This window comes from Streptosporangium sp. H16 (genome assembly GCF_051918855.1).
GTDB lineage: Bacteria > Actinomycetota > Actinomycetes > Streptosporangiales > Streptosporangiaceae > Streptosporangium.
On the sequence record NZ_JBPXMD010000002.1, the window covers coordinates 459,362 to 479,360 of the forward strand.

Annotated in this window: 19 protein-coding genes; 13 read left to right on the forward strand and 6 right to left on the reverse strand. The window is 70.0% G+C overall.

Translation table 11 applies throughout. From position 1 onward, the window contains the following. The gene (locus ACTOQ2_RS05050; RefSeq protein ID WP_440098519.1) at positions 1-2,097 is read left to right on the forward strand and encodes a hypothetical protein; all 2,097 of its coding nucleotides are present in this window, start codon (positions 1-3) and stop codon (positions 2,095-2,097) included. Position 2,098: 1 nt separating this feature from the next. Here ACTOQ2_RS05050 and ACTOQ2_RS05055 read toward each other — a convergent pair whose 3' ends face one another. Further along, positions 2,099-2,542 carry a hypothetical protein gene (locus ACTOQ2_RS05055; RefSeq protein ID WP_440098520.1) on the reverse strand — a complete coding sequence of 148 codons (444 nt, stop codon included), beginning with the start codon at positions 2,540-2,542 and terminating at the stop codon, positions 2,099-2,101. An 85-nt stretch (positions 2,543-2,627) separates the two neighbouring features. Here ACTOQ2_RS05055 and ACTOQ2_RS05060 point away from each other — a divergent pair, with 85 nt between their 5' ends. Further along, positions 2,628-2,918, forward strand: coding sequence for a hypothetical protein (locus tag ACTOQ2_RS05060; RefSeq protein WP_440098522.1), 291 nt, complete (start codon positions 2,628-2,630; stop codon positions 2,916-2,918). 32 nt (positions 2,919-2,950) lie between these two features. On the opposite strand, the gene ACTOQ2_RS05065 is transcribed toward ACTOQ2_RS05060, so the two are convergent. Both ACTOQ2_RS05065 and ACTOQ2_RS05070 read right to left on the reverse strand, forming a co-directional pair. Beyond that, the gene (locus ACTOQ2_RS05065; protein WP_440098523.1) at positions 2,951-3,271 is read right to left on the reverse strand and encodes a DUF397 domain-containing protein; all 321 of its coding nucleotides are present in this window, start codon (positions 3,269-3,271) and stop codon (positions 2,951-2,953) included. Between the two features lie 21 nt (positions 3,272-3,292). Continuing rightward, positions 3,293-4,123 (reverse strand): helix-turn-helix domain-containing protein, encoded by an 831-nt coding sequence (locus tag ACTOQ2_RS05070; protein ID WP_440098525.1) that lies wholly within the window; start codon positions 4,121-4,123, stop codon positions 3,293-3,295. A 230-nt stretch (positions 4,124-4,353) separates the two neighbouring features. On the opposite strand from ACTOQ2_RS05070, the gene ACTOQ2_RS05075 reads away from it, so the two are divergent. The 6 genes from ACTOQ2_RS05075 (at position 4,354) to ACTOQ2_RS05100 (ending at position 11,137) form a co-directional block, all read left to right on the forward strand. Further along, on the forward strand, positions 4,354-4,632 hold the full coding sequence (locus ACTOQ2_RS05075) for a hypothetical protein (RefSeq protein WP_440098526.1): 279 nt from the start codon (positions 4,354-4,356) through the stop codon (positions 4,630-4,632). Next, positions 4,629-5,039, forward strand: a complete 411-nt coding sequence (locus ACTOQ2_RS05080; RefSeq protein WP_440098527.1) for an ATP-binding protein — start codon at positions 4,629-4,631, stop codon at positions 5,037-5,039. The genes ACTOQ2_RS05075 and ACTOQ2_RS05080 overlap by 4 nt, the downstream gene beginning before the upstream one ends. 4 nt (positions 5,040-5,043) lie before the next feature. Then, complete coding sequence (locus ACTOQ2_RS05085; RefSeq protein WP_440098528.1) at positions 5,044-5,337, forward strand: hypothetical protein; 294 nt, start codon at positions 5,044-5,046, stop codon at positions 5,335-5,337. Between the two features lie 56 nt (positions 5,338-5,393). Next, positions 5,394-5,723: a type II toxin-antitoxin system Phd/YefM family antitoxin gene (locus ACTOQ2_RS05090; protein WP_440098529.1), complete on the forward strand. Its 330-nt coding sequence runs from the start codon at positions 5,394-5,396 to the stop codon at positions 5,721-5,723. Between the two features lie 327 nt (positions 5,724-6,050). Then, the gene (locus ACTOQ2_RS05095) at positions 6,051-8,213 is read left to right on the forward strand and encodes an N-6 DNA methylase (protein ID WP_440098531.1); all 2,163 of its coding nucleotides are present in this window, start codon (positions 6,051-6,053) and stop codon (positions 8,211-8,213) included. A 779-nt stretch (positions 8,214-8,992) separates the two neighbouring features. Continuing rightward, the gene (locus ACTOQ2_RS05100) at positions 8,993-11,137 is read left to right on the forward strand and encodes a hypothetical protein (protein ID WP_440098532.1); all 2,145 of its coding nucleotides are present in this window, start codon (positions 8,993-8,995) and stop codon (positions 11,135-11,137) included. A 22-nt stretch (positions 11,138-11,159) separates the two neighbouring features. On the opposite strand, the gene ACTOQ2_RS05105 is transcribed toward ACTOQ2_RS05100, so the two are convergent. Beyond that, complete coding sequence (locus ACTOQ2_RS05105) at positions 11,160-12,383, reverse strand: sensor histidine kinase (RefSeq protein WP_440098534.1); 1,224 nt, start codon at positions 12,381-12,383, stop codon at positions 11,160-11,162. Continuing rightward, positions 12,380-13,036 carry a response regulator transcription factor gene (locus ACTOQ2_RS05110; protein ID WP_440065979.1) on the reverse strand — a complete coding sequence of 219 codons (657 nt, stop codon included), beginning with the start codon at positions 13,034-13,036 and terminating at the stop codon, positions 12,380-12,382. Before ACTOQ2_RS05110 ends, ACTOQ2_RS05105 begins: the two co-directional genes overlap by 4 nt. 161 nt (positions 13,037-13,197) lie before the next feature. Here ACTOQ2_RS05110 and ACTOQ2_RS05115 point away from each other — a divergent pair, with 161 nt between their 5' ends. Genes ACTOQ2_RS05115 through ACTOQ2_RS05130 form a run of 4 tightly spaced genes read left to right on the forward strand, consistent with a single transcriptional unit; the run spans position 13,198 to position 16,797 of the window. Continuing rightward, entirely contained in the window at positions 13,198-13,713 is a 516-nt protein-coding gene (locus tag ACTOQ2_RS05115; RefSeq protein WP_440098536.1) for a hypothetical protein, read from the forward strand. Beyond that, entirely contained in the window at positions 13,713-14,849 is a 1,137-nt protein-coding gene (locus ACTOQ2_RS05120; RefSeq protein WP_440098538.1) for a peptidoglycan-binding protein, read from the forward strand. Before ACTOQ2_RS05115 ends, ACTOQ2_RS05120 begins: the two co-directional genes overlap by 1 nt. Continuing rightward, the gene (locus ACTOQ2_RS05125) at positions 14,846-15,577 is read left to right on the forward strand and encodes an ABC transporter ATP-binding protein (protein WP_440098540.1); all 732 of its coding nucleotides are present in this window, start codon (positions 14,846-14,848) and stop codon (positions 15,575-15,577) included. Before ACTOQ2_RS05120 ends, ACTOQ2_RS05125 begins: the two co-directional genes overlap by 4 nt. Further along, positions 15,574-16,797 (forward strand): ABC transporter permease, encoded by a 1,224-nt coding sequence (locus ACTOQ2_RS05130; protein WP_440098541.1) that lies wholly within the window; start codon positions 15,574-15,576, stop codon positions 16,795-16,797. Before ACTOQ2_RS05125 ends, ACTOQ2_RS05130 begins: the two co-directional genes overlap by 4 nt. A gap of 301 nt (positions 16,798-17,098) precedes the next feature. Here ACTOQ2_RS05130 and ACTOQ2_RS05135 read toward each other — a convergent pair whose 3' ends face one another. Further along, the gene (locus ACTOQ2_RS05135) at positions 17,099-18,589 is read right to left on the reverse strand and encodes a protein kinase domain-containing protein (protein ID WP_440065489.1); all 1,491 of its coding nucleotides are present in this window, start codon (positions 18,587-18,589) and stop codon (positions 17,099-17,101) included. A gap of 354 nt (positions 18,590-18,943) precedes the next feature. Here ACTOQ2_RS05135 and ACTOQ2_RS05140 point away from each other — a divergent pair, with 354 nt between their 5' ends. After that, on the forward strand, positions 18,944-19,960 hold the full coding sequence (locus ACTOQ2_RS05140) for a D-isomer specific 2-hydroxyacid dehydrogenase family protein (protein WP_440098542.1): 1,017 nt from the start codon (positions 18,944-18,946) through the stop codon (positions 19,958-19,960). Positions 19,961-19,999: the final 39 nt, after the last annotated feature.

Consider the following 19,999-nt stretch of genomic DNA (forward strand, 5'->3'; position numbering starts at 1 on the left):
ATGTCGCCGGGAGCGGGGCCCACGTCGCCGGACTTCACCGGAATCGACCCCGATCTGATGCGGACCTTCGTCACCGCGCTGGAACGCGGGCGCGACGTGATCGGCGAGCAGTCCGAACGGATCCGGCAGCTGCTCACGGCGGCCGAGGTGTCGGCGGCGGGGCTGGGGCCGATCAGGGAAATCGACGGCTGGGTCGGCGACGAGCTGCCGAAACTGCGCGAACGCCTGGAGACGATCAACCAGGACCTCCCCATGCTGGGAAAGGGACCCCACATCCCGAAGCAGGGCTCGCTGTGGACCGGCGACCCGCTCCAGGACCCGTTCCGGTGGGGGCTGCTGCCCTACGACGAGAAGACGGGAAAGTCCCCGGCGGGCAACGCCAAGAAGGGCACCGACCTCGCCGCCGAGTTCCGCCGTCTTTCCGAGTCCTCCTCCGGCCTGCCCGACCCCGCCGCCTACGATCGGATCCTCGACAAGCTCGCCGATGGGCAGAAGGACGCATACCTCACCGCCGGGTTCTTCCGGTCACTCGGCCCCGAGGGCATGATCAGCATGATCGTCGGCCTGAAAAGCCACGACAAGAAGGCGGCCGACAAGCACCGGAAGGTCATGGGCGACGCGCTGGCCACGGCGGTCGGCGCGCAACCGGCCCTCCTCGGCTCGGCCTGGCAGTCCGGCAACCTCAAGAAGGCGTCGGACCACGAGCTGACGACCCTGCTCCGGCACGGCATGTTCCCCACCGCGTGGCTCACCGAGATTGCGCGGAGCAGGGTGGGCAAGCCGGTCGGCGCCGGCGACGGCTCCCGCCCCCGGCGCTGGGAGACCGACCTCGCCCCGCTGCTGCCGACCCTGGCGAACAACCCCGACGTGGCCAGGGGACTGTTCAACGCCATGTCCCGCGAAGACCTCAGGGACCTGTTCACCGAGCTCAACCGCATGAGGAGCCCCGAAGAGCCCTGGAAGCGGGTGGGGGGCATGGACTTCGACGTCAGCACGGAGTTCGGCCGGATGCTCGCCGCCGGAGGCGGGGCCTACGAGAAGGGTCCGCACAGCCCCGAGGCCGCGAAGTTCGCCTTCAACGTGATGACCATCATGGGAGACCTCAAGGACACCGACGGCACCACGGACTCTCCGGCCACCCCGATGGAGGTCGCACCGAAAGTCCGGCCCTTCATGTCGGCGCTGGCCGGGGCCTACGCCGCCGAGATCACCGAGGGCGCGAACATCGGCGACGCCAACATGATCGAGGAGAGCGCGCTGAAGCCCTTCACCTCGGCGTTCGGCACGACGGCGGCGTTCACCCTGAGCCCGGAGGACACCTACCGCTTCCTGAAGACCTTCGCCGACTCCACGGCGAACCTCGCCCCTTTCGACCGAGCGATGGGCGGCTTCTCCCAGAAGCTCATCGCCGACGCCTCGGAGAAGGCCCGGCGCACCGGGGACGTCGACCACCTGGACCGGGTCTTCACCGCCCTGGGCAACGTACGCGGCTTCGAGCTGGCCGCCGTCGAGAAGGTCCAGGGCGACCTGGACGCGATCGACGAGCAGCAGAAGGACACGTTCAACTTCTTCCGCGACGCCACCATCGGAATCGCGAGCATGTACATCGGAACCGGCCCGGTCGCGGCCTACGCCTGGTACGCGCTGAGCACCGGCCTCTCCGGCTACGGCGCCTTCATCGAGGAGGACGTGACCCGGATGGACCGGGTCGACGAGGCGGACAGGGTGGCGACCCTTGGCCGCCAGCACATGTACGCGCAAATACTCATGGCCAACGGCTTCGATCCGAAGGTGACACCTGCCGAGTTTCAGGCCGACCGCGAGTCCATCACCGACGCCAAGGGCAACCTCAAACCGTTCTCCGAGCTGATCAAGCCACCCGACGTGCCCCTCACCGACGCCAAGGGCAACCTCAGGCCACCCTCCGAGTTGCTCAAGAAGGGGAATGAAGGGCTTGAGGCGTTCGAACGGTGGGCCGTGGCCAACGGGATGGGCAGCAACGATCTATCAGTGGGAGATCTCTCCGAAAAGATGGCGAGCCGCTTCGAAGGCGGCAACAAACGAGGCAGAGAGCGCGGGCTGGCCTACGACAGCTAGCTCACGAGATTGGAAGACACTCAGTTTCGCCCCGCACTCCGTATTGCCCGTTAGCTGGCGACTCCAAGATGATCACTGTCTTGTACATGTCATTGGCAAGCCGGATGGGAGCATTGCCGGGGTCGTCGACAATCCGGTAGGGAGCAACTGAGGAGAGTTCGCCAAGCATGTAGGTATTGAGCCCGTCCGGTTCGCGTTGCGATGCGGAGTCTCTGGCCGTAGCCGCGAAGGTCCTCTTGGCCCTCCCTTCGCCACACGGAATATCGCGCCCACCGGAATCAGTAATGCGGACATCCAGAATGTGACTTTCCTTCATGAGTTCGGTGATATGCGATTTAAGAGTCTCCCCTGCTTCGGCCGCCGTGGGGCCACTATCACCACATCCGGACACCGTCAGCACCACAGCCGCGCCGATCAGAAAGCCGCGCCATACAAAACGTGTCATGCGTTCCTCCGGGACTGGCCGAGGTGCCGTAGATCCAATAATGTCCAATGGATTGTCCCCTGTATCCGCATCCGAAGAGGGATATATGAATCCTGGTCCGGAAGATCTGGTGCCCAACCCGCGGCGTCAGGTGCTGGAACAGACGTTGGTGGAGCTCAGGGCGAGAGTCGCCCTCCTTGAGGCCGCGCTCGACCCGGCCCACGGCCAGTTCACCGACCAGCCGGTGTGGGTGGGGCCGAAGGCCCGGATGTTCACCGAAGATCTCACCGCCCGCCGCACCCGACTGCGCCAAGCGGCCAGGGCGCTCGTCGACGCGCTCGAAGAGGAGATCCGGTCAGCCCCGGCGAAGGTTCCACCTTCCGCTGCACGACAGTGACACCTCAGGCCAGAATCGAGCGGGAGCCGACGCTACGGACTCACGTCACGTCTCGTGACGCGCATCCAGGTCGCCGCATCGTCCTTGATCCTGTCGAGGAAGGCGTCCCATTCAGCCGAGGCGAAAGCCAGCATGGGACCCTCAGGGTTCTTGGAGTCGCGCACCAGGACGAGCAGGTCGACATCCGGGCCGGGCCCGGCCTGCGAGGTATCGGCGAGGGCGACTTCAACGCAGTTGGAGCCGTTACCGCTCAGCGAGCTCTTGCGCCAGACACCAACCTCGACGCAGTTTTGTCCGGCTCCGCTGCGGGAGCTCTTCTGCCACACAACACGAGATAGATCTATCTCCGACATTCCACATCCCTTTCGCAAGGGTTAGCCGAACTGAGCCGCCGTCTCTGCGATGAAACCCCGGGAATCGTCTGGGTCCAGCGCCTTGGCCCGAAGGTGGTCAAACGCCACCGTATAACGGTATACATCCGCATCGCGTTCTACATAGAGGCTGTCTGTCAGATTCTCCAGGAACACTACGTCTGGGTCGGCAGGCTCGGGAAACTGGAGGATTTCAAACGCGCCCCCTGTGCCTGGATGAGCTCCAGCCGTGAAAGGCAGGACCTGGATGGTGACGTTGGACTGTTCGGCCAGATCAAGGAGCCGGTTGAGCTGGGAGCGCATCACAACCGGCCCACCAATAACGCGGCGGATGACAGCTTCGTCCAGCACCGTCCAGAGGCGTAGGGGCTCTGCCTGCGAGAGCAGCTCCTGTCGAGCCATACGTATTTCGATGCGGTGCTCAACTTCGCTGGGAGGCGCAAGGACCAGCCCAGCGCGGACAACGGCACGAACGTAGTCCTCTGTCTGGAGAAGACCCGGAAGGACAGCAGAGGCAAAGCTACACATCGAGGCGGCTTCGGCCTCAAGGCCGATGTAGGCGGTGTACTCGCTGGAAAGATCGTCGTAGGCGTGCCACCAGCCTCTCTTTCGGGCATCACGTGCGAGTTTGAGCAGCTCCTCCTGTCTGGAGTTACCAACCTTGTAGAGGTCGAGGAGAAGACCTACGTCCTTGGGAACGACACCAACACGAGAGGTCTCGATCCGCGAGATCTTCGAAGTGGACCACCCGAGCTGTTGACTGACTTCCTCCAGCGTCAGCTGAGCGCGTTCACGCAGGTGGCGAAGCTCTGAGGCCAGGCGACGCCTGCGCACGGTAGGGCTCCCTGTTTGCCGCATATCCAGCCTCCCTTGGATCGGAGCCCACAGTAGCGGCTCACCCACACAGAGTGCCGGAACTTTTCTGATGGCAAGTTTGCATTTCTGCTGGCTCATACAGCCACACCGCTGCATGCTCTACGTGTACGCCTGATGACTCTAGGTACACATCGGACATATGTGACAGCACCAGAGAAAAGTGGGAGTCATGAAGGGCGGGCAAGGGGATGAGAATTCGTGATCTTCGAGGGTGGGGCGGTGAGTTGCTGGAGTTGGCCTGGGAGTTGAACGATCTCGGGTTCGACTCCGTGGTCAGGCTCTCGCCCGGTCGGCGGCCGAGCGTGGAGATCTTCGTGCCGCCGGCGCGGTCAAGGGTCACCACGGCTCAACGGGGCCGCACGTCGGTGTTCACCTGGGAGCGACGGCAAGACCCGCGAGACCACGACCGGCGAGGGCGCGGCAGGATGCGGGAGGCGGCCGAGCGGCTGGTGGAGGGGACCCGGTGAGGGTGCTGGGGCTGCTGGGCCAGGTCGATCTGCCCGCGCAGATCGCCGCCGTCCCCCGGGCCCGCCGCTACGTCCGCGACCTGCTGAAAGGGATCGACCACCCGCACACCGACGACGCGCTCCTCCTCCTCACCGAGCTCGTCACCAACTCCGTACGCCACTCCGACTCCGGCCGCTGCCCCAGTGGACGGATCACCATCGCCGTCGCCCACCACGATGGAACGCTCCACATCGATGTGATCGACGCCGGCTCGGCGGCCGGGCACCGGCCCATGGTCTGCACGGGCGCGACCCCCGACAGTGGCGGGGGACGCGGACTCTGGCTGGTCAGGGAACTGTCGTCGGCCTGGGGCTGGTACGAGATCCTCGCCGGCCGTGTCGTGTGGTTCCAGCTGAACGGAGGGTGAGACCGTGATCCGCTGGGACCACCCACCCCGCTGCACCAGCCCCCACGTGCTTCCCGCGCGATCCCACTGCGAGGAGCTGACCTGGCATCCCCCGCGAGGGGATGGACAGGCCCGGGTCGTGCGATGGACCTGCGACTGCGACACGGTCTTCTACGAGCTGTGCCAGGCGGGCGGACTGAGATTCATCCGCCGCACCACCCGCGCACGGAACAACCCGTCGATCGACGAGAGCGACCGCCGGCCCGCCGGGGAAGCCGACGCCACGTGGGTCGCCCTGCTCCACGGACTCGTGCGATAGGCACGACTTGTACAAGTAGTTGTACAAGTCGCGCTCCGTGATGCCACCCTCACGCCATGACGAAATTCGTGCGCGTCGAGCCCATCTCCTCCGCCCGCACCCAGCTCAGCGAGACCGTCGCCCGCATCGGCGAGCAGGGCCTCCAGGCCGAGCCCGTCGTCATCGGCCGCCACTACAAGCCCGAGGCCGTCCTCATCAGCTTCGAACTCTACGAGCAACTCGCCGACCTCATCGACGAGATCCAGCCGGCCCCGTTGATCCGTGAACGACTGGCCACCTCGACCACGAGCCCCGACCTGACCCTGGAAGAGGTCGCCGATTCCCTGGGGATCGACATCGAAGAACCATCACTTTCAACACCAAACGGGCACAATTCTGCCGCGTAACAGAATGCAGCAACTTCGACTCCGAAGAGTAGTCATTCAACTACTCTTCGGCGCATGTCTCCCCGTGAACGAATCTCTTCGATGCTCGCCTGAGGCCTGAAGTCCACGACGATCTGGAGAGACGGCGCCGGGTGGGCCGGAGAGAACCTCGCCGTCGCCCTTGGCCAGGTTTCCTCGGCCGGGTCGGCTCCCGAGTGAACTGAGTCAACGGATAGGCTGCCAGGAGATCTCCACGGGAAGTCACGGCGCCTGCCCCCCCTGGGCACATGCCGTCATCGCACCTTCCGGCGAGGTCACCACCGTCCCGTCCCCTACCCGGAGGACACAATGCCTCCTTCCGCCGACCCGTCCGTCTCCGTCACCCTGGCGGAGATAGCCAGGATCGCCGGTGTCGGGCGCGCGGCCGTCAGCAACTGGCGCCGCCGTCACGACAGCTTCCCCGCACCGGTCGGCGGTACGGACACCAGCCCGCAGTTCGCGCTGTCGCAGGTGGAGGAGTGGCTGAGACGGCAGGGGAAGCTCGACGAGGTCGGCAGCCGGGAACGGCTGTGGCCGGAGTTCGAGGCGCTCGGGGATCGCGACACGATGGGGAGGGCGATCGCCGCGGCCGGTGCCCGGCTCGCCAGGGAGGGGGCGAGGCACGCGACGGACACGACACACGCGGGTGGTCCGCCGGACACCGATGCCGCCGAGGGACTTCCGTACGACACCGGCCTCTCCGACGCCCAGCGGTCCCTGGTGGAGCGCGCGGTCGGGCTGGCGAGGAAACACGGGACCCGGGAGACCTTCGACTTCCTGCTCGGCCGCTGGCTGGACACGCACGTCCGGCAGATCGGCGTCACGCCGCGCCCGCTGGCGGCGCTGATGGCCGAGGTCGCCGAGCTGGTGCGCGACGGCGAGGCCGGTGACGTCGGCACCGTGCTCGACCCCGCGTGCGGCACCGGCGGTCTCCTGCTCGCCGCCGCCCGGCAGTGGGCCGGCACGGTGGACGCGCCCCCCTCGGGTGTCCCGCTGGAACTGCTCGGCCAGGACGTCGACCCGACCCAGGCGGCGCTGGCAGCCGTACGGATCGTGCTCGCCGGCCACTCGCCGGAGCGGGAGACCGCCTGGAAGGTGGACGTCCGGGCCGGCAACACGCTGCGCGCCGATCCCCATCCCGACGTCCGCGCCGACGTGGTGCTGTGCAACCCGCCGTTCAACGAGCGCGACTGGGGATACGAGGAACTCGCCACCGACGCCCGCTGGACGTACGGCCTGCCTCCCCGCACCGAGCCGGAGCTCGCCTGGACGCAGCACGCGCTGAGCCGTCTGGCGCCCGGCGGGACGGCCGTGCTGCTGCTGCCGCCCGGTGTCGCCTCCCGCAGGGCGGGGCGCCGGGTCCGGGCCGGGCTGCTCCGCAGCGGCGTGCTGCGCGCGGTGGTCGCCCTGCCGCCGGGGTCCGCGCCCCCGCACAGCGTCGCGCTGCATCTGTGGGTCCTGCGGGCACCGTCCGGAGGCGGAACGGACGCGGGGGCCGGGGTGCTTCTGGTCGACGCGGCCGACGTCCAGCCGGAGCCGTCGGGAAAGACGCAGCGGACGGGCAGGGCCGCGATCGACTGGCCCCTCCTGCGCAGGCGCGTGGTGTCGGCCGTCCAGGTGATCCAGGTGGTCCAGGTGGGAGACGAGGACGGGAACCGGTCGGCCGATCACGCCGTGGTCCCGGTGATCGACCTCCTGGACGACGAGGTGGACCTCACCCCGGCACGGCACGTCCCGAAGAGGGGGACCTCCGCGAACCTGGGCCTGCGGCGCTCGTGGAACCGGTTCGGCACCCTGCTCCAGGAGTTGCGGAATCTGACCGCGACCCTGTCCGCGCTCGAACTGGGCGACGAGGAGCCGGTGGGCCAGGGCACGGTGACCGTGGGCGACCTGCTCCGGGCGGGCGCGGTGACGATGCGGGCCGGGCAGCAACCGGCGGACGGCACGGTGCGCACCGGCGACGCCCCCGATGACGCCGTACCCATGCTGACCATCGCCGACGTGCTGGCCGGAGGCAGGCCGTCCGGCTGGCTGCCCGCGCGTGAGGCCTCCGCGGGAGAGACGGCGGGCACCCTCACCGTGACCGTCCCTGAGGAGGTGGTGGTCGTCGGCGCCTACCGGGCGTTCGGCGCCTGGGTCGACACCGGCGCCCCCACGGTGCTGGGCTCGCAGCTGTTCGCCCTGCGGGTGGACCCCACGCTGCTCGACCCGTGGTTCCTGGCCGGTTGCCTGCGCGCACCGGCCAACGCGAGGCAGGCGGGAACCCACGCCTCGGCCTCTTCCCGCATCGACGTCCGCAGGCTGCAGGTGCTGCGGCTGCCCCTCGACGAGCAGCGCCGCCACGGCGAGGCCTTCCGGCGGCTCACCGCCTTCGAGCGATCGCTGCGGGAGGCGGGGACGATCGGCGGGGAGCTGGTCGACGGGCTGACCGACGGCATCGCCGCCGGGAGGCTTCCGGGAAACCGGGCATGATCTTCACAGAAGGCTTTTCGAAGAGCGAGTGGTGAGCGACCGCCCGACCGTTCGCGATATCGCGCGACCGGACCGGGGGAACGCGTACCTGATACACCTTCTTCAGGTGACCGCCTACTTGAAAAGGTCATGTCCTGCAACGCAGGAATCTCGCTTATCTCCCTGCCTTGCCCGCCTCCGGGGAGGCGGTTGTGGACCTGGTCCGACGCCTGCAACTCGCGGAAACGGAGGCTCCTGCGGCATGTCACGGGTCGGACGGCGGCCCGTCGAACAAGCGATCCTCTAGCCAGTTAAATAACGAACATGAAGCACAAAACATCATATTAAGGAATTTCCACCAATAGTCGGCTACCCCGATTCGGGGCACCTCGGGCGGGCGACCTTCATCCGGCCGGACCACGCGCCCCGGTACGCCGTCAATCGCCCGCCCCGCGGAAACAGCCGGACGGGTTCGCGCCGCCTGGGGAGGCCGGCCGCCCTGGACGGCGGCCGCGCGGCGATCTCGAGGAAAGACCGCGACACCAGGCCGGCACGTCGTCACACTGGGGTGCGACAAAGTCGGCCGATCGCGACAGCACCCCGGCCACTGAACCCGATTTATGTCTTATACAAGCTTAATTCAGCACTAAACGCCATTTATGGTACACAAAGCCCGGCCGCTGGAACCGGCGGAGCCCGGCTGACATCCAACCCCGTATGACTGACGTCCATTTATCGGACGTGAGCCGTACATCCCCCAGGTTGATGACATATGAGGTGTCGTGACTATGGCGTCGAACGTGACGCGGTTATATCAGGCGGTGCTGCGCGACCCGGCCGCCCCCATCTCGATCCGGCTGCGCCGCACCTTCTCGGAGTGGGTCGAGCGGAAGGGGTTCCCGCCGCCGGGCGCGGCGCGGGCGATGGTCGAGGCCGAGGCCGGCCGGGCACGGCTCACGATGGAACGGCGCGGTGACTGCGGCCGTTACACGCTGGACGAGCCGCACGGGGAGGGGCACCTGCGGACCCGGGTGACCTACACGGAGTCGGTGCCGGGCATGACCGGGTGGGTCATCGTCACCGTGGACCGGCACGAGGGACGCGAACCGGAACGTCAGCGGCGGGAACCGTACCGGCGCGGAAGGCGCGAACCGGAGCGGCGCGAGCGGCGGGAGCGGCGCGAACCGGCCGTGGTGAGCGTGCCCGGTTTTCTCCCTGCGTACCTGCGCACCGCGCGCATCAGCGACGGCGGCATCCAGGTGGAGGACGGCCCGGTGGTCCTCGACGAGGAGGGCATGGAGCGGTTCGTCCCCGTGATGACCGAACCCCGCCGGAGGATGCCGATCCTCGTTCTCTCCGTGGACCCCCAGAACCCGGAGGCGGTGCGGGCCCGTGCCGACTATCTGGCCGGTGCGGTCACCGGCGCGGGCCTGGTGGTACGGCTGGCCGACCTGCGCGCCCAGAACCGGTTCAACAAGGCGATGGGCAAGGAACTGGGCGTGTTCGGCGGCGGGATCCGCACCTACCTCGCCCCCTTCGACCCCGCCGAGGAACGCCACCCCCGCAGGCACCCGCCCATGGGCGCCGCCATGATCCGGGACCAGGGTGACGCCGCCCTGGACCGGATCGTCGTCGGAGCGGTCGGCGACACCGTCCATCGCGAGTTTCCCGCGGACGTGCAGCGGACGCTCCACGTCGTCTACCGGGTGCTCGCCGGGCGCGCCGACCTGGGCGAGATCGCCGAGGCCGCGCGCCGGCCCGCGAAGACCGACTCCGCCCGCGAGGAGCTACGACGGCGGATGATGGCCATGACCCGGCGCCCGGCGCCCGCCCCGGCCGCCGGAACCGGCGGGGCTGGCGGAACCGGCGCGGTCTCCGCCGGGACGCAGGGGCCGTCTCCCTCGGAGAAGGCCGCCGTCATCACGGAGAACACAGAGAACACAAAGAACCAGGAGAAGACGGAGAACACGGAGACCGGGAAGAACGAGGAGACCGGAGAGAACGGGAGGAACGGGCAGGCCCTCTCCGGGGGCGGCGCCCCGCTCTCCGGGGTGGAGGAGATCGCCCAGGTGGTGGCGGACATGGTGGTCAAGGAACTGCGCGGTGACCTGGACACGGCGCTCGGGCTCGCCACGTCGTCACAGGCCTCCGCCGGTGACCTCGCCGGGGTTCTCCGCGAGCTCCACACGCTCCGCGCGCACCTTTCCGGCCTGCGTGACATCGTCGCGGAACGGCACGGCGAGACCCCCCTCGCGAACGGGGAAGGCGACCGTCCGGCCGCCGACACCGGGAGCCTTCGCGAGGAGTACCGGCTGCTCACCGAGGAGTACGCCGAGGCCGTCACGAGCGCCAGGAAGCTCACCGAGCGGGTCCGCTGGCTGGAGGGCAGGCTCGCCGCGGCGGGCCAGCCGGTGTACGGCGTGCCCGAGGAGACCCCCGTCTTCGAACCCGCCAGCCTGGTCGCGGTCCTGATCGAGGCCCGCGAGAGCCTGCGCCACATCGTCGTCGGCGACACCGACGGCGCCGCCGCCCGGCTCGACCTGGACCACCCGGCCCAGTCGCGCACGTGGGCGGCGAAGGCGTGGGACTCCCTGCGCGCCCTGGAGGACTTCGCGAGGGCCCGGTCCGGCGGGGAGTTCTCCGGCGGCTTCTACGAGTGGTGCTCCCACGGCTCCTCCGGCCGCCTCACCATCCCCACCGGGATGCTGTCCATGCGCGAGTCGAAGAGCGTGGTCACCCGCGCCAAGTTCAGCGACCGCCGGACCTTCGCCGTCCCGCCCGAGGTGAACCCGGGCGGGCAGGTCCTGATGGAGTCCCACGTCAAGCTCCGGCCCGTCGGCTATCCCGCGCCCCGGATGTACTTCCACGACGACTCCGGCGGCGCCACCGGCAAGATCTGGGTCGGCTATCTGGGCGAGCACCTCCCCAACACCCGTACGAACTGATCGGTGACGGGCACCTGTCGCGTCAAGCCGGAACAACGCCGGGGCCGTGGGTGCGGGGGAGGACGGCCGTCACGACCAGGCCGCCGCCTTCGCGCGGGCGGGCCGTGACGTCGCCGCCGTGGGCCCGGGCCACGGAGCGGACGATGGACAGGCCCAGTCCCGCGCTCTTCGCCGTGACCAGGCGGTCGGCACCCAGGCGGCGGAAGGGTTTGAAGAGTTCCGGGATGTCGTAGGGCGGTACGGCGGGCCCGGTATTGCTGACCTCCACCTCGACGCGTCCGTCAGGCGCGGTACGGCTGACGACCCGCACCCAGCCGTTACCGTCGCCGGTGTTGTGCCGGATCCCGTTCTCGACCAGGTTGTGCACCAGGCGTTCGAGCAGGAGCGCGTCCCCGCCGGTGGGCGCGGGGCCCGCCGCCTCGTGCACAGTGATCTTCGCGTGCTCCGCCTGCCGGGCGGTCTGCGCGATCACGTGGGACACCACGTCGGCCATGTCCACCGGTGACCGGTCGGCGATCTCGTGCTCGGCGCGGGCCAGCAGCAGCAGTCCCGAGATGAGCTGCTCGTGCCGGGCGTTGATCTCCAGGAGGCTCTCGCCGAGCTGCCTGACGTCGGACGACGCCGCCCTGCGATGCATGGCCAGCTCGACCAGCGCCCGGTTGAGCGTCAGCGGTGTGCGGAGTTCGTGCGAGGCGTTGGCGACGAACCTGCGCTGACCGTCGAAGGAGTGGTCGAGCCGCTCGACCATGGTGTCGAAGGCATCGGCGAGCTCCTTCACCTCGTCCTCCGGCCCGCGCAGAGCGATTCGCGCGCGCAGACCGTGGTCGGCGACCGTGGTGACCGCGATCCGCCGCGCCGTGTCGGTCACCCGGCGCAGCGGGGCGAGCACCCGGCCCGCGACCACCCACCCGAGGCCCGCCGCGGCGGCACCGACCACGGTCAGCGCGACCGCTCCCTGGGTGAGCAGCGAGGTGACCGCGGCGGTGCGCAGTTCCTCCTCCTGCCGCTGCAGCCACCGGATCGCCGCGGGGCCCGTGAACACGTGGCCGTTCGCGTTGATGAGGACCATCTCCTTCTGCCCGCCCCTGGATCCCCCGTACCTGTCGGCGAAGGACTGGGTCAGTTGCTGGTTGAACAGCAGGTAGGTGACGCCGAGCAGGGTCAGGCCCGCGGCGAGGAACAGGGCGCCGTACACGAGGGTGAGCCGGGTCCTCAGCGTGAGGCGGGGCAACCTGTCGATGATCATGCGATCCGGTACCCCTCACCCGGCATCGTCTCGATGACCGGCGGCTCCCCGAGCTTGCGCCGGAGTTTGAGTATGGTGAGGCGCACCGCGCCGGTGAAGGGGTCGGCGTGCTCGTCCCACGCCTTCTCCAGCAGTCGCTCGGCGGAGACGAGCGCCCCGTCGGCGCGTAGCAGTTCGGTCAGGACGGCGAACTCCTTCTTCGACAGCGGCACATATCGTCCGTTCCTGAACACCTCCCGACGCGCGGGGTCGAGGGTGATCCCGGCCCTCCGCAGCACCGGCGGCACGGCCGGCCGTGAGCGCCGTCCCAGCGCCTGGACACGGGCGGCGAGTTCGGCGAAGGCGAACGGCTTGGCCAGGTAGTCGTCGGCCCCGAGGGACAGCCCGGCCACCCGGTCACCGATCTCCGCGGCGGCGGTGAGCATCAGCACCCGCGCGGTCGACTCCGACGCGACCAGTTCCCTGCAGACGTCGTCGCCGTGCACGAGGGGCAGGTCGCGGTCGAGAACGACCACGTCGTAGTCGTTGACCGCGATGCGTTCCAGCGCCGCCTCGCCGTCGTGCGCGGTGTCGACCGCGTGCGTCTCGCCGCGCAGCCACTCGGCTATCGCGCCGGCCAGCATCCGCTCGTCCTCCACCACCAGCACTCGCATCGCGTTCTCGCGCCCCCTCGTCATGTACGGACGAGGCGATGGTGCCGTACGCGGTGTTTGCTCGCCGTTAGCGCCGGTGGAAACGCGACCGAAACGCGCTCCCCTGTTGCATCACCTCTCGAACGGCCGGTGGAGAACCGGCCGGCGGAAGAGGAGCTTTTATGAGAGTTCTCGGCGCCCTGGCGCTCGCCCTGGTCCTGGCAGGGTGCGGTACGGCCGGCGAAGGCGCGGACGTGGCGTCCGCGGGCGGCGGTGGTGACAAGCCCGCCGTGAGCAGCGCCACGCCGAGCCTGGACCAGCACGAGAGGGGGATCAAGTTCGCGCAGTGCATGCGTGAGAACGGTGTCGACATGGCGGACCCCGAACCCGGCAAGGGCGTCACCATCCGGATCGACAAGAGCGTCGGCAAGGAGGCGGTGGACAAGGCCACGGCGGCCTGCAAGGAGTTCTCCCCGATGGGCGGTTCCGGACCGAACGGGGCGGACCCGCGGAGGGCCGAGTCGATGCGCAAGTTCGCGCAGTGCATGCGGGACAACGGTGTGGAGGACTTCCCGGACCCCGAGGGCGGTGGCGGCCTGCGCGTGACCGGTGCCGTCGGCGAGGATCCGGACTTCCAGGTCGCGCAGGAGAAGTGCGCGAAGGAGTTCCTGCCCGAAGCGGGTCAGGGAGGCTCCTGATGGGCACGGCCACCCTCGACGACGGAACGGACATGGACGCGTCCTCTCCCCGTTCGCGGCGACGCCGTGGTTTCGGCCGTGGCAAGAAGGTCGCCGGACTGGTCGTCGCGGTCGCCGTCCTCGGAACGGCCGCCGCGGCCACGAGCGGCATGGTCGGCCCGCGCGGCACCGGAACGGACAGGACCTCGGTCCTCCTGCCTCCGGCCACCACCCTGGTGAAGCGGCAGACGCTCGCCGACACGCGGGACGCCGACGGCGAGCTCGGCTACGGCCCGGCCGCCACCGCGGTGAGCCGGCAGCCCGGCACGGTCACCTGGCTCCCCGGCAGCGGCGCCCAGGTCACCCGCGGCAAGCCGCTCTACAAGGTGGACGACAAGCCGGTGGTGCTGATGTACGGCACGACGCCGGCCTATCGCGACATGCGGATCGGCACCGAGGGGCCGGACGTCAGGCGTCTGGAGCGCAACCTCCGCCGGCTGGGCTACACCGGCTTCACCGTGGACGGCGAGTACACCGGCGCCACGGCCTCGGCGGTCGCGCGGTGGCAGGACGACCGGGGCCTGGAGGAGACTGGCGTCGTCGAGCTCGGCCGGGTCGTCTTCGCCGGCGGCAAGGTCCGCGTGGACAGCCTGGAGGCCGAGACCGGCCAGCCCATCGCCCCCGGCCAGAAGGTGCTGACCTACACCGGCACCACCAAGGTGGTCACCGTCCGGCTACGGACGGAAGACCAGCGGATGGCGAAGAAGGGCGCCAAGGTGTCGGTCACCATGCCCGACGGCAAGAGCGTGGCGGGCAAGGTCACCGAGGTCGCCACGATCATCGAACCCGGGGAGGGCCCGGACGCGGACCCGGAGACGAGGCTCGAGGCGCTCGTCTCCCTCAGCCGCCAGAAGGCGGCGACCGGCCTCGACCAGGCCGCGGTGGACGTGACCTTCACGGCGTCCAGGCGCGAGGACGTGCTGACCGTACCGGTCTCCGCGCTCGTGGCGCTGAGGGAGGGCGGATTCGGCGTCGAGGTCGTCGAGGGCGCCAAGTCCCGCTACTTCAGCGTGAAGACAGGACTGTTCGCCGGCGGCCGGGTCGAGATCTCCGGAGACGGCCTCGTCGAGGGCGCGACCGTGGGGATGCCGAGATGACGCCCCCGATGGTCTCCCTGTCGGACGTGACCAGGGTCTACCCCGGCGGGATCACCGCGCTGGCCGCGGTCTCCATGGAGATCGGACGCGGCGAGCTCGTCGCCGTCGTCGGCCCCTCCGGCTCGGGCAAGTCGACGATGCTCAACGTCGTCGGCACGCTCGACCGCCCCTCCTCCGGAACCGTGCGCATCGACGGGTACGACGTCTCGAAGCTGTCGGACAGCCGGCTCTCGGCGTTGCGGGCGACCCGGATCGGCTTCGTCTTCCAGCACTTCCACCTCGCCGCCAAAGTCCCGGCGCTGGACAACGTGGCCGACGGCCTCCTCTACACCGGTCTCGGCCTGTCCGAACGGCGGCGCCGGGCCTCGACCGCGCTGGAACGGGTCGGGCTCGGCCACCGCCTCGACCACGAGCCGCACGAGCTGTCCGGTGGTGAGCGGCAGCGCGTCGCCATCGCCCGAGCCGTGGCCGGGAACCCCCCGCTCCTCCTCGCCGACGAACCGACCGGCGCCCTGGACTCCGTCTCCGGGGCCGGGGTGATGGAACTGCTGCGCGAGCTGAACACCTCGAGCACGACCGTCGTGATCATCACGCACGATCGGGAGATCGCCGCGAGCCTGCCCCGGCAGGTGCGGATGCGCGATGGCCGGATCGTCTCCGACTCCGCGATCGGCTCCGGCTCCGCGGCCGAATCGCCGCGGCACGCCGAATCCGGGGTGGCGGGATGACCGTGATCGATCAGGCGGGTTCGCCGAAGCCGGTTCCCGCCAGGATGCGGCCACGCGACGTGATGCGGGTCGGCGCGTCCGGCCTGCGCACCCGCCCGATGCGGGCGTTCCTGTCCGCGCTCGGGATAGCCATCGGCATCGCCGCGATGATCGGCGTGGTCGGCATCTCGTCCTCGTCGGGGGCCGAGCTCGACCGTACGCTCTCGGCACTGGGCACGAACCTGCTCACCGTCTCGTCCGGCCAGACGCTCCTGGGCGAGGCGGCCAAGATGCCGGTGGACGCCGAGGCGATGATCGAGCGGATCGGCCCCGTGGAGTCGGCCTCCGCGGCCGGGCGCGTCGGCGACGCCAAGGTCTACCGGTCCGAGGAGATTCCCAAGGCCCAGACCGGGGGGCTCACCACCTATGCCGCCCGTATCGACCTCCTGTCCACGGTGGGCGCGACGGTGCGCAGCGGCACCTGGCTCAACGAGGCCACCGAGCGTTACCCGGCCGTGGTGCTCGGATCGGGGGCGGCGGAGCGCCTCGGGGTGGGCGCGGCGGCGCCGGACACCCAGGTGGTCGTGGGCGGCGTGCGGTTCACCGTCGTCGGCATCCTCGACCCGGTGCCGCTCGCCGCCGAGCTGGACAGCGCGGCGCTGATCGGCTGGCCGGCCGCGGAGGCGACGCTGGACTTCGACGGGCACCCCACGATCCTCTACACCCGCTCCGACGAGTCGAGGCTGGAGTCCGTCCGCTCGGTCCTGGCCGGTACGGCGAACCCGCGGGCGCCGAACGAGGTCGAGGTCTCGCGCCCGTCCGACGCCCTCGCCGCCAAGCAGGCCACCAGCCAGGCGTTCACCGGGCTCCTCCTCGGGGTCGGCGCGGTCGCGCTGCTCGTCGGCGGCGTCGGGGTGGCCAACACCATGGTCATCTCGGTGCTGGAACGGCGCCCGGAGATCGGCCTGCGCCGCTCGCTCGGCGCGACGCGCGGGCAGATCCGCACGCAGTTCCTCATGGAGTCGCTGCTGCTCTCGGCCCTGGGCGGGGCGGGCGGGGTCTTCCTCGGCATCTGCGTCACCATCGGTTACGCGCTCTACCAGGGCTGGCCGGCCGTGATCCCCACCTGGGCGACGATCGGCGGCCTCGCGACGACCCTGGCCATCGGCGCCCTCGCCGGTCTCTACCCGGCCGTCCGCGCCTCCCGCCTCTCCCCGACGGAGGCACTCGCCACACCGTAGAACGCGGGCACCCGCCCCTTCGTCACTCGCCAGGGAATCACCCATGACCGACCGTGTCCCCCGGCGGAGCAGCGCTCCGGGTGATCCGCGCCCGGCCTGCCGGGAGCCGCCACCGAGCTGTACGTGAACGGGAAGGTCTCCGGCCCTCCCCTGAGCCGCGGCGCCCCCGGCCCCGGCGGGCAGGGTGCGGTGGCCCGGCGGCCGGTGACCGCCGCCGTTCCCGGAGATGCCCCTGGCCGTCAAGCGCGGCATGGCGGGACGGCACCGGCGGTGACCGCCGCCGTTCCCGGAGACGCCCGGGTCAGCGGTCGGTGAGCCCCTGGAGGATCGCGCGGACCTTTCCGGCGTTGTGGTGGTACGGGCCGTACCTGCGTTCGAGGTCCGGCAGCAGCTCGCCGAGCAGCCGTTTGGCCCGCCCCTTGTTGCCCGCGTCGAGTTCCACCATCCCGATCTGGCGCCGGATCTCCAGGATCCGTTCCTCTCCCGCGCCGAACCGCCTCTCGTCGGCCAGCAGCCGCCGGAGCTGGGTCAGGGCGAGGTTCGTCTCCCCGATCGCCGCGTGGCAACCCGCCTCCATCAACCGGCACCGCAGGGCGAGGTTGTTGCCCGGCCCCTCCACCCTGGCGACGTCGGCGGCGAGCCGCTGGAACTCGGGCGCCGCCCGGCGGTAGTCGCCGCCGAGGAAGAGGGCCTCGGCGAGCTCGATCCGCAGGTCGACCACGGCGGAGCTCGTCGAGCCGAAGGAGCCCGCGGCGGGCCCGACCACCTCGGCCAGGAGGTCCGCCGCCTGGCCGAAACGGGCCTCCGCCTTGAGAAGGTCGGCCTCCTTGCGAGCGCGCTCGATGTCGGCCCGCTCGATCTGCACCAGTCCTGTGGCGCGCCTGATCCGCGCCGGCCGTACCGGATGGGCGGGCCGCCGGTCGTCGGCCCGCGTGGAGGAGATCCGTCCGAGGACGGTGGCGTACATGCGCACCGGGTGGGACGCGTCCAGGTCGACGTAGCCGGTGAAGGGCGGCAGCTCGCGGCAGAAGTCGAGCAGCCGCTCGTAGACGACGTCCGCGCTCGCCGGCCGCTCCTCGGGTGTCTTCGCGAGCAGCCGCAGGACGAGCCGTTCCAGCCCCTCGGGGACGTCCTGCCGTCTCGCGCGCAGCGGCCGGGGGGCGGCGTCGGTGTGGTTGCGCATCGAGGCCAGCGGGGTGGGCGCGGCGAACTGGTTGTTCCCGGCGAGCATCTCGTCCAGGATCACGCCGAGGGAGTAGAGGTCGCTCCGCGGTCCCGCGGTCCCGGCCATGGCCTGCTCCGGCGCCATGTAGGCCGGGGTGCCGAGCACCTCGCCCGTCCTCGTGAGGTTCGTCGTGTCCGTGGGGGCGAGCGCGGCGGCGATGCCGAAGTCGAGGACCTTGACCGTGCCGTCGGGGCAGAGCATCAGGTTGCCCGGTTTGAGGTCGCGGTGGACCAGCGAGTTGGCGTGGGCCACGGCCAGGACCGAGCACACCTGGGCGGCGATCGCCGCGGCCCAGGCCACGGGCACCTCCGTCTCGTCGAGCAGCGTCGCGACGGAACACCCCCTGACGAGTTGCATGACCATGTAGAGGTCGTCACCGTGCGGCCCGCAGTCGTAGATGGTCGGCACTCCAGGGTGTTCCAGCCGGGCGGTGATCCGCGACTCGCGTACGAAACGCCTGGCCAGTTCCTCGTCCCGGCGACCATCGGGAAACCTGTCGGCTTTGATGAATTTGATGGCGATCTGCCGATCCAGGCGTTTGTCGTAGCCGAACCAGACCTCTCCCATTCCGCCGGAGCGACGCGACGTGGGATCCAACTCGTAACGGCCACCGATGATCGTTCCTCTGCCCAAAACGATCCGCCCTCCAGAAACGCCCCGTCTTCCCCAGGAAAATGTAGCGCTCCCGGAGTCCCGTCGTCGTGGGCGAAGGTTTCCCCAGGTCACCGCCCCGCGATCGGATCGGTTCGCGCCGGGCGAGATCGTCGAATGCGTCACGCGTCCGCGACCCGGCTTTTCGCACGCTCACGTGGTACCGGTCAATTCCCGTGTTACTTCCGCGCCTTCGGGAAGTGACCGGCGAGGCGGGATCGCCCTCGGACCGGCGATACGCCGCGGGTGATCTACGACAGAATGTCGTTCATGGAAGCCCGCATCGCGATAGCACCCTCCGCGGAGGCGAGGACGTCCCACGGACGGCCCGGCCCCGCCGATGTCGATCTCGACCGGCTACGGCTCGGGATCGAGGAGGCCGTGTCCCGCGGCGGCGGTGCCAACGTCCCGCTCGCCGACGCCGACGGCCTGGTGTGGCTCGTTCCCGGCGAGCCGGAGCTGCTCGTGGCGACGCTGGACGCCCACCCCCGGATCGGGTGGGTGCAGTTCCCCTGGGCGGGCGTGGAGAGGTTCGTGTCATCAGGGGTGTTCGAGCGCCCCGTGGTCTTCAGCTGCGCCAAGGGGTCGTTCGCCGGGCAGGTCGCCGAGCACGCGCTGATGCTGACGCTGACCTGCCTGCGCGGCCTCTCCCGCCAGGCGCGGACGCCCGGCTGGTGTCCGGTGGAACCCCGGTCGCTGCACGGCCGGCGGGTGACGATCCTCGGCGGCGGCGGCATAGCCACCGAGCTCGTCCGCCTCCTGCGGCCGTTCGGGTGCCGGATCCGGGTGATCCGTCGCCACCCCGAGAAGGCCGAGGGCACCGACGAGACGCTGGAGACGCTGGAGACGCCAGAGACGCCGGAGACACCGGAGACGCTGCCGCCCTCGGCCCTGCCCGCCGTGCTTCCCGAGACCGACGTCCTGGTGCTGGCTCTCGCCCTGACGCCGGAGACGAGGCACGTCGTCGGCGCCGCCCAGCTGGCGCTGCTGCCGCCGCACGCCGTCGTCGTCAACGTCGCCCGCGGCGCGCACATCGACACCGGCGCGCTCGTCGAGGCCCTCGGCGCGGGAACGATCTCCGCCGCCGGCCTGGACGTGACGGATCCCGAGCCGCTCCCCGACGGGCACCCCCTGTGGGCCGACCCCCGGGTGCTCATCACCTCGCACTCCGCCGACTCCGCCGAGTACGTCGCGCGGATGCTCTGCGAGCGGGTCGAGCGCAACGTGGGCAACCTGCGCGCGGGCCGCCCGCTGGAGGGAGTGATCGACCCCGCAACGGGATACTGACCGCCGGGCGCGAGCGGCGGCCGCCCGCGCCCGGTGACC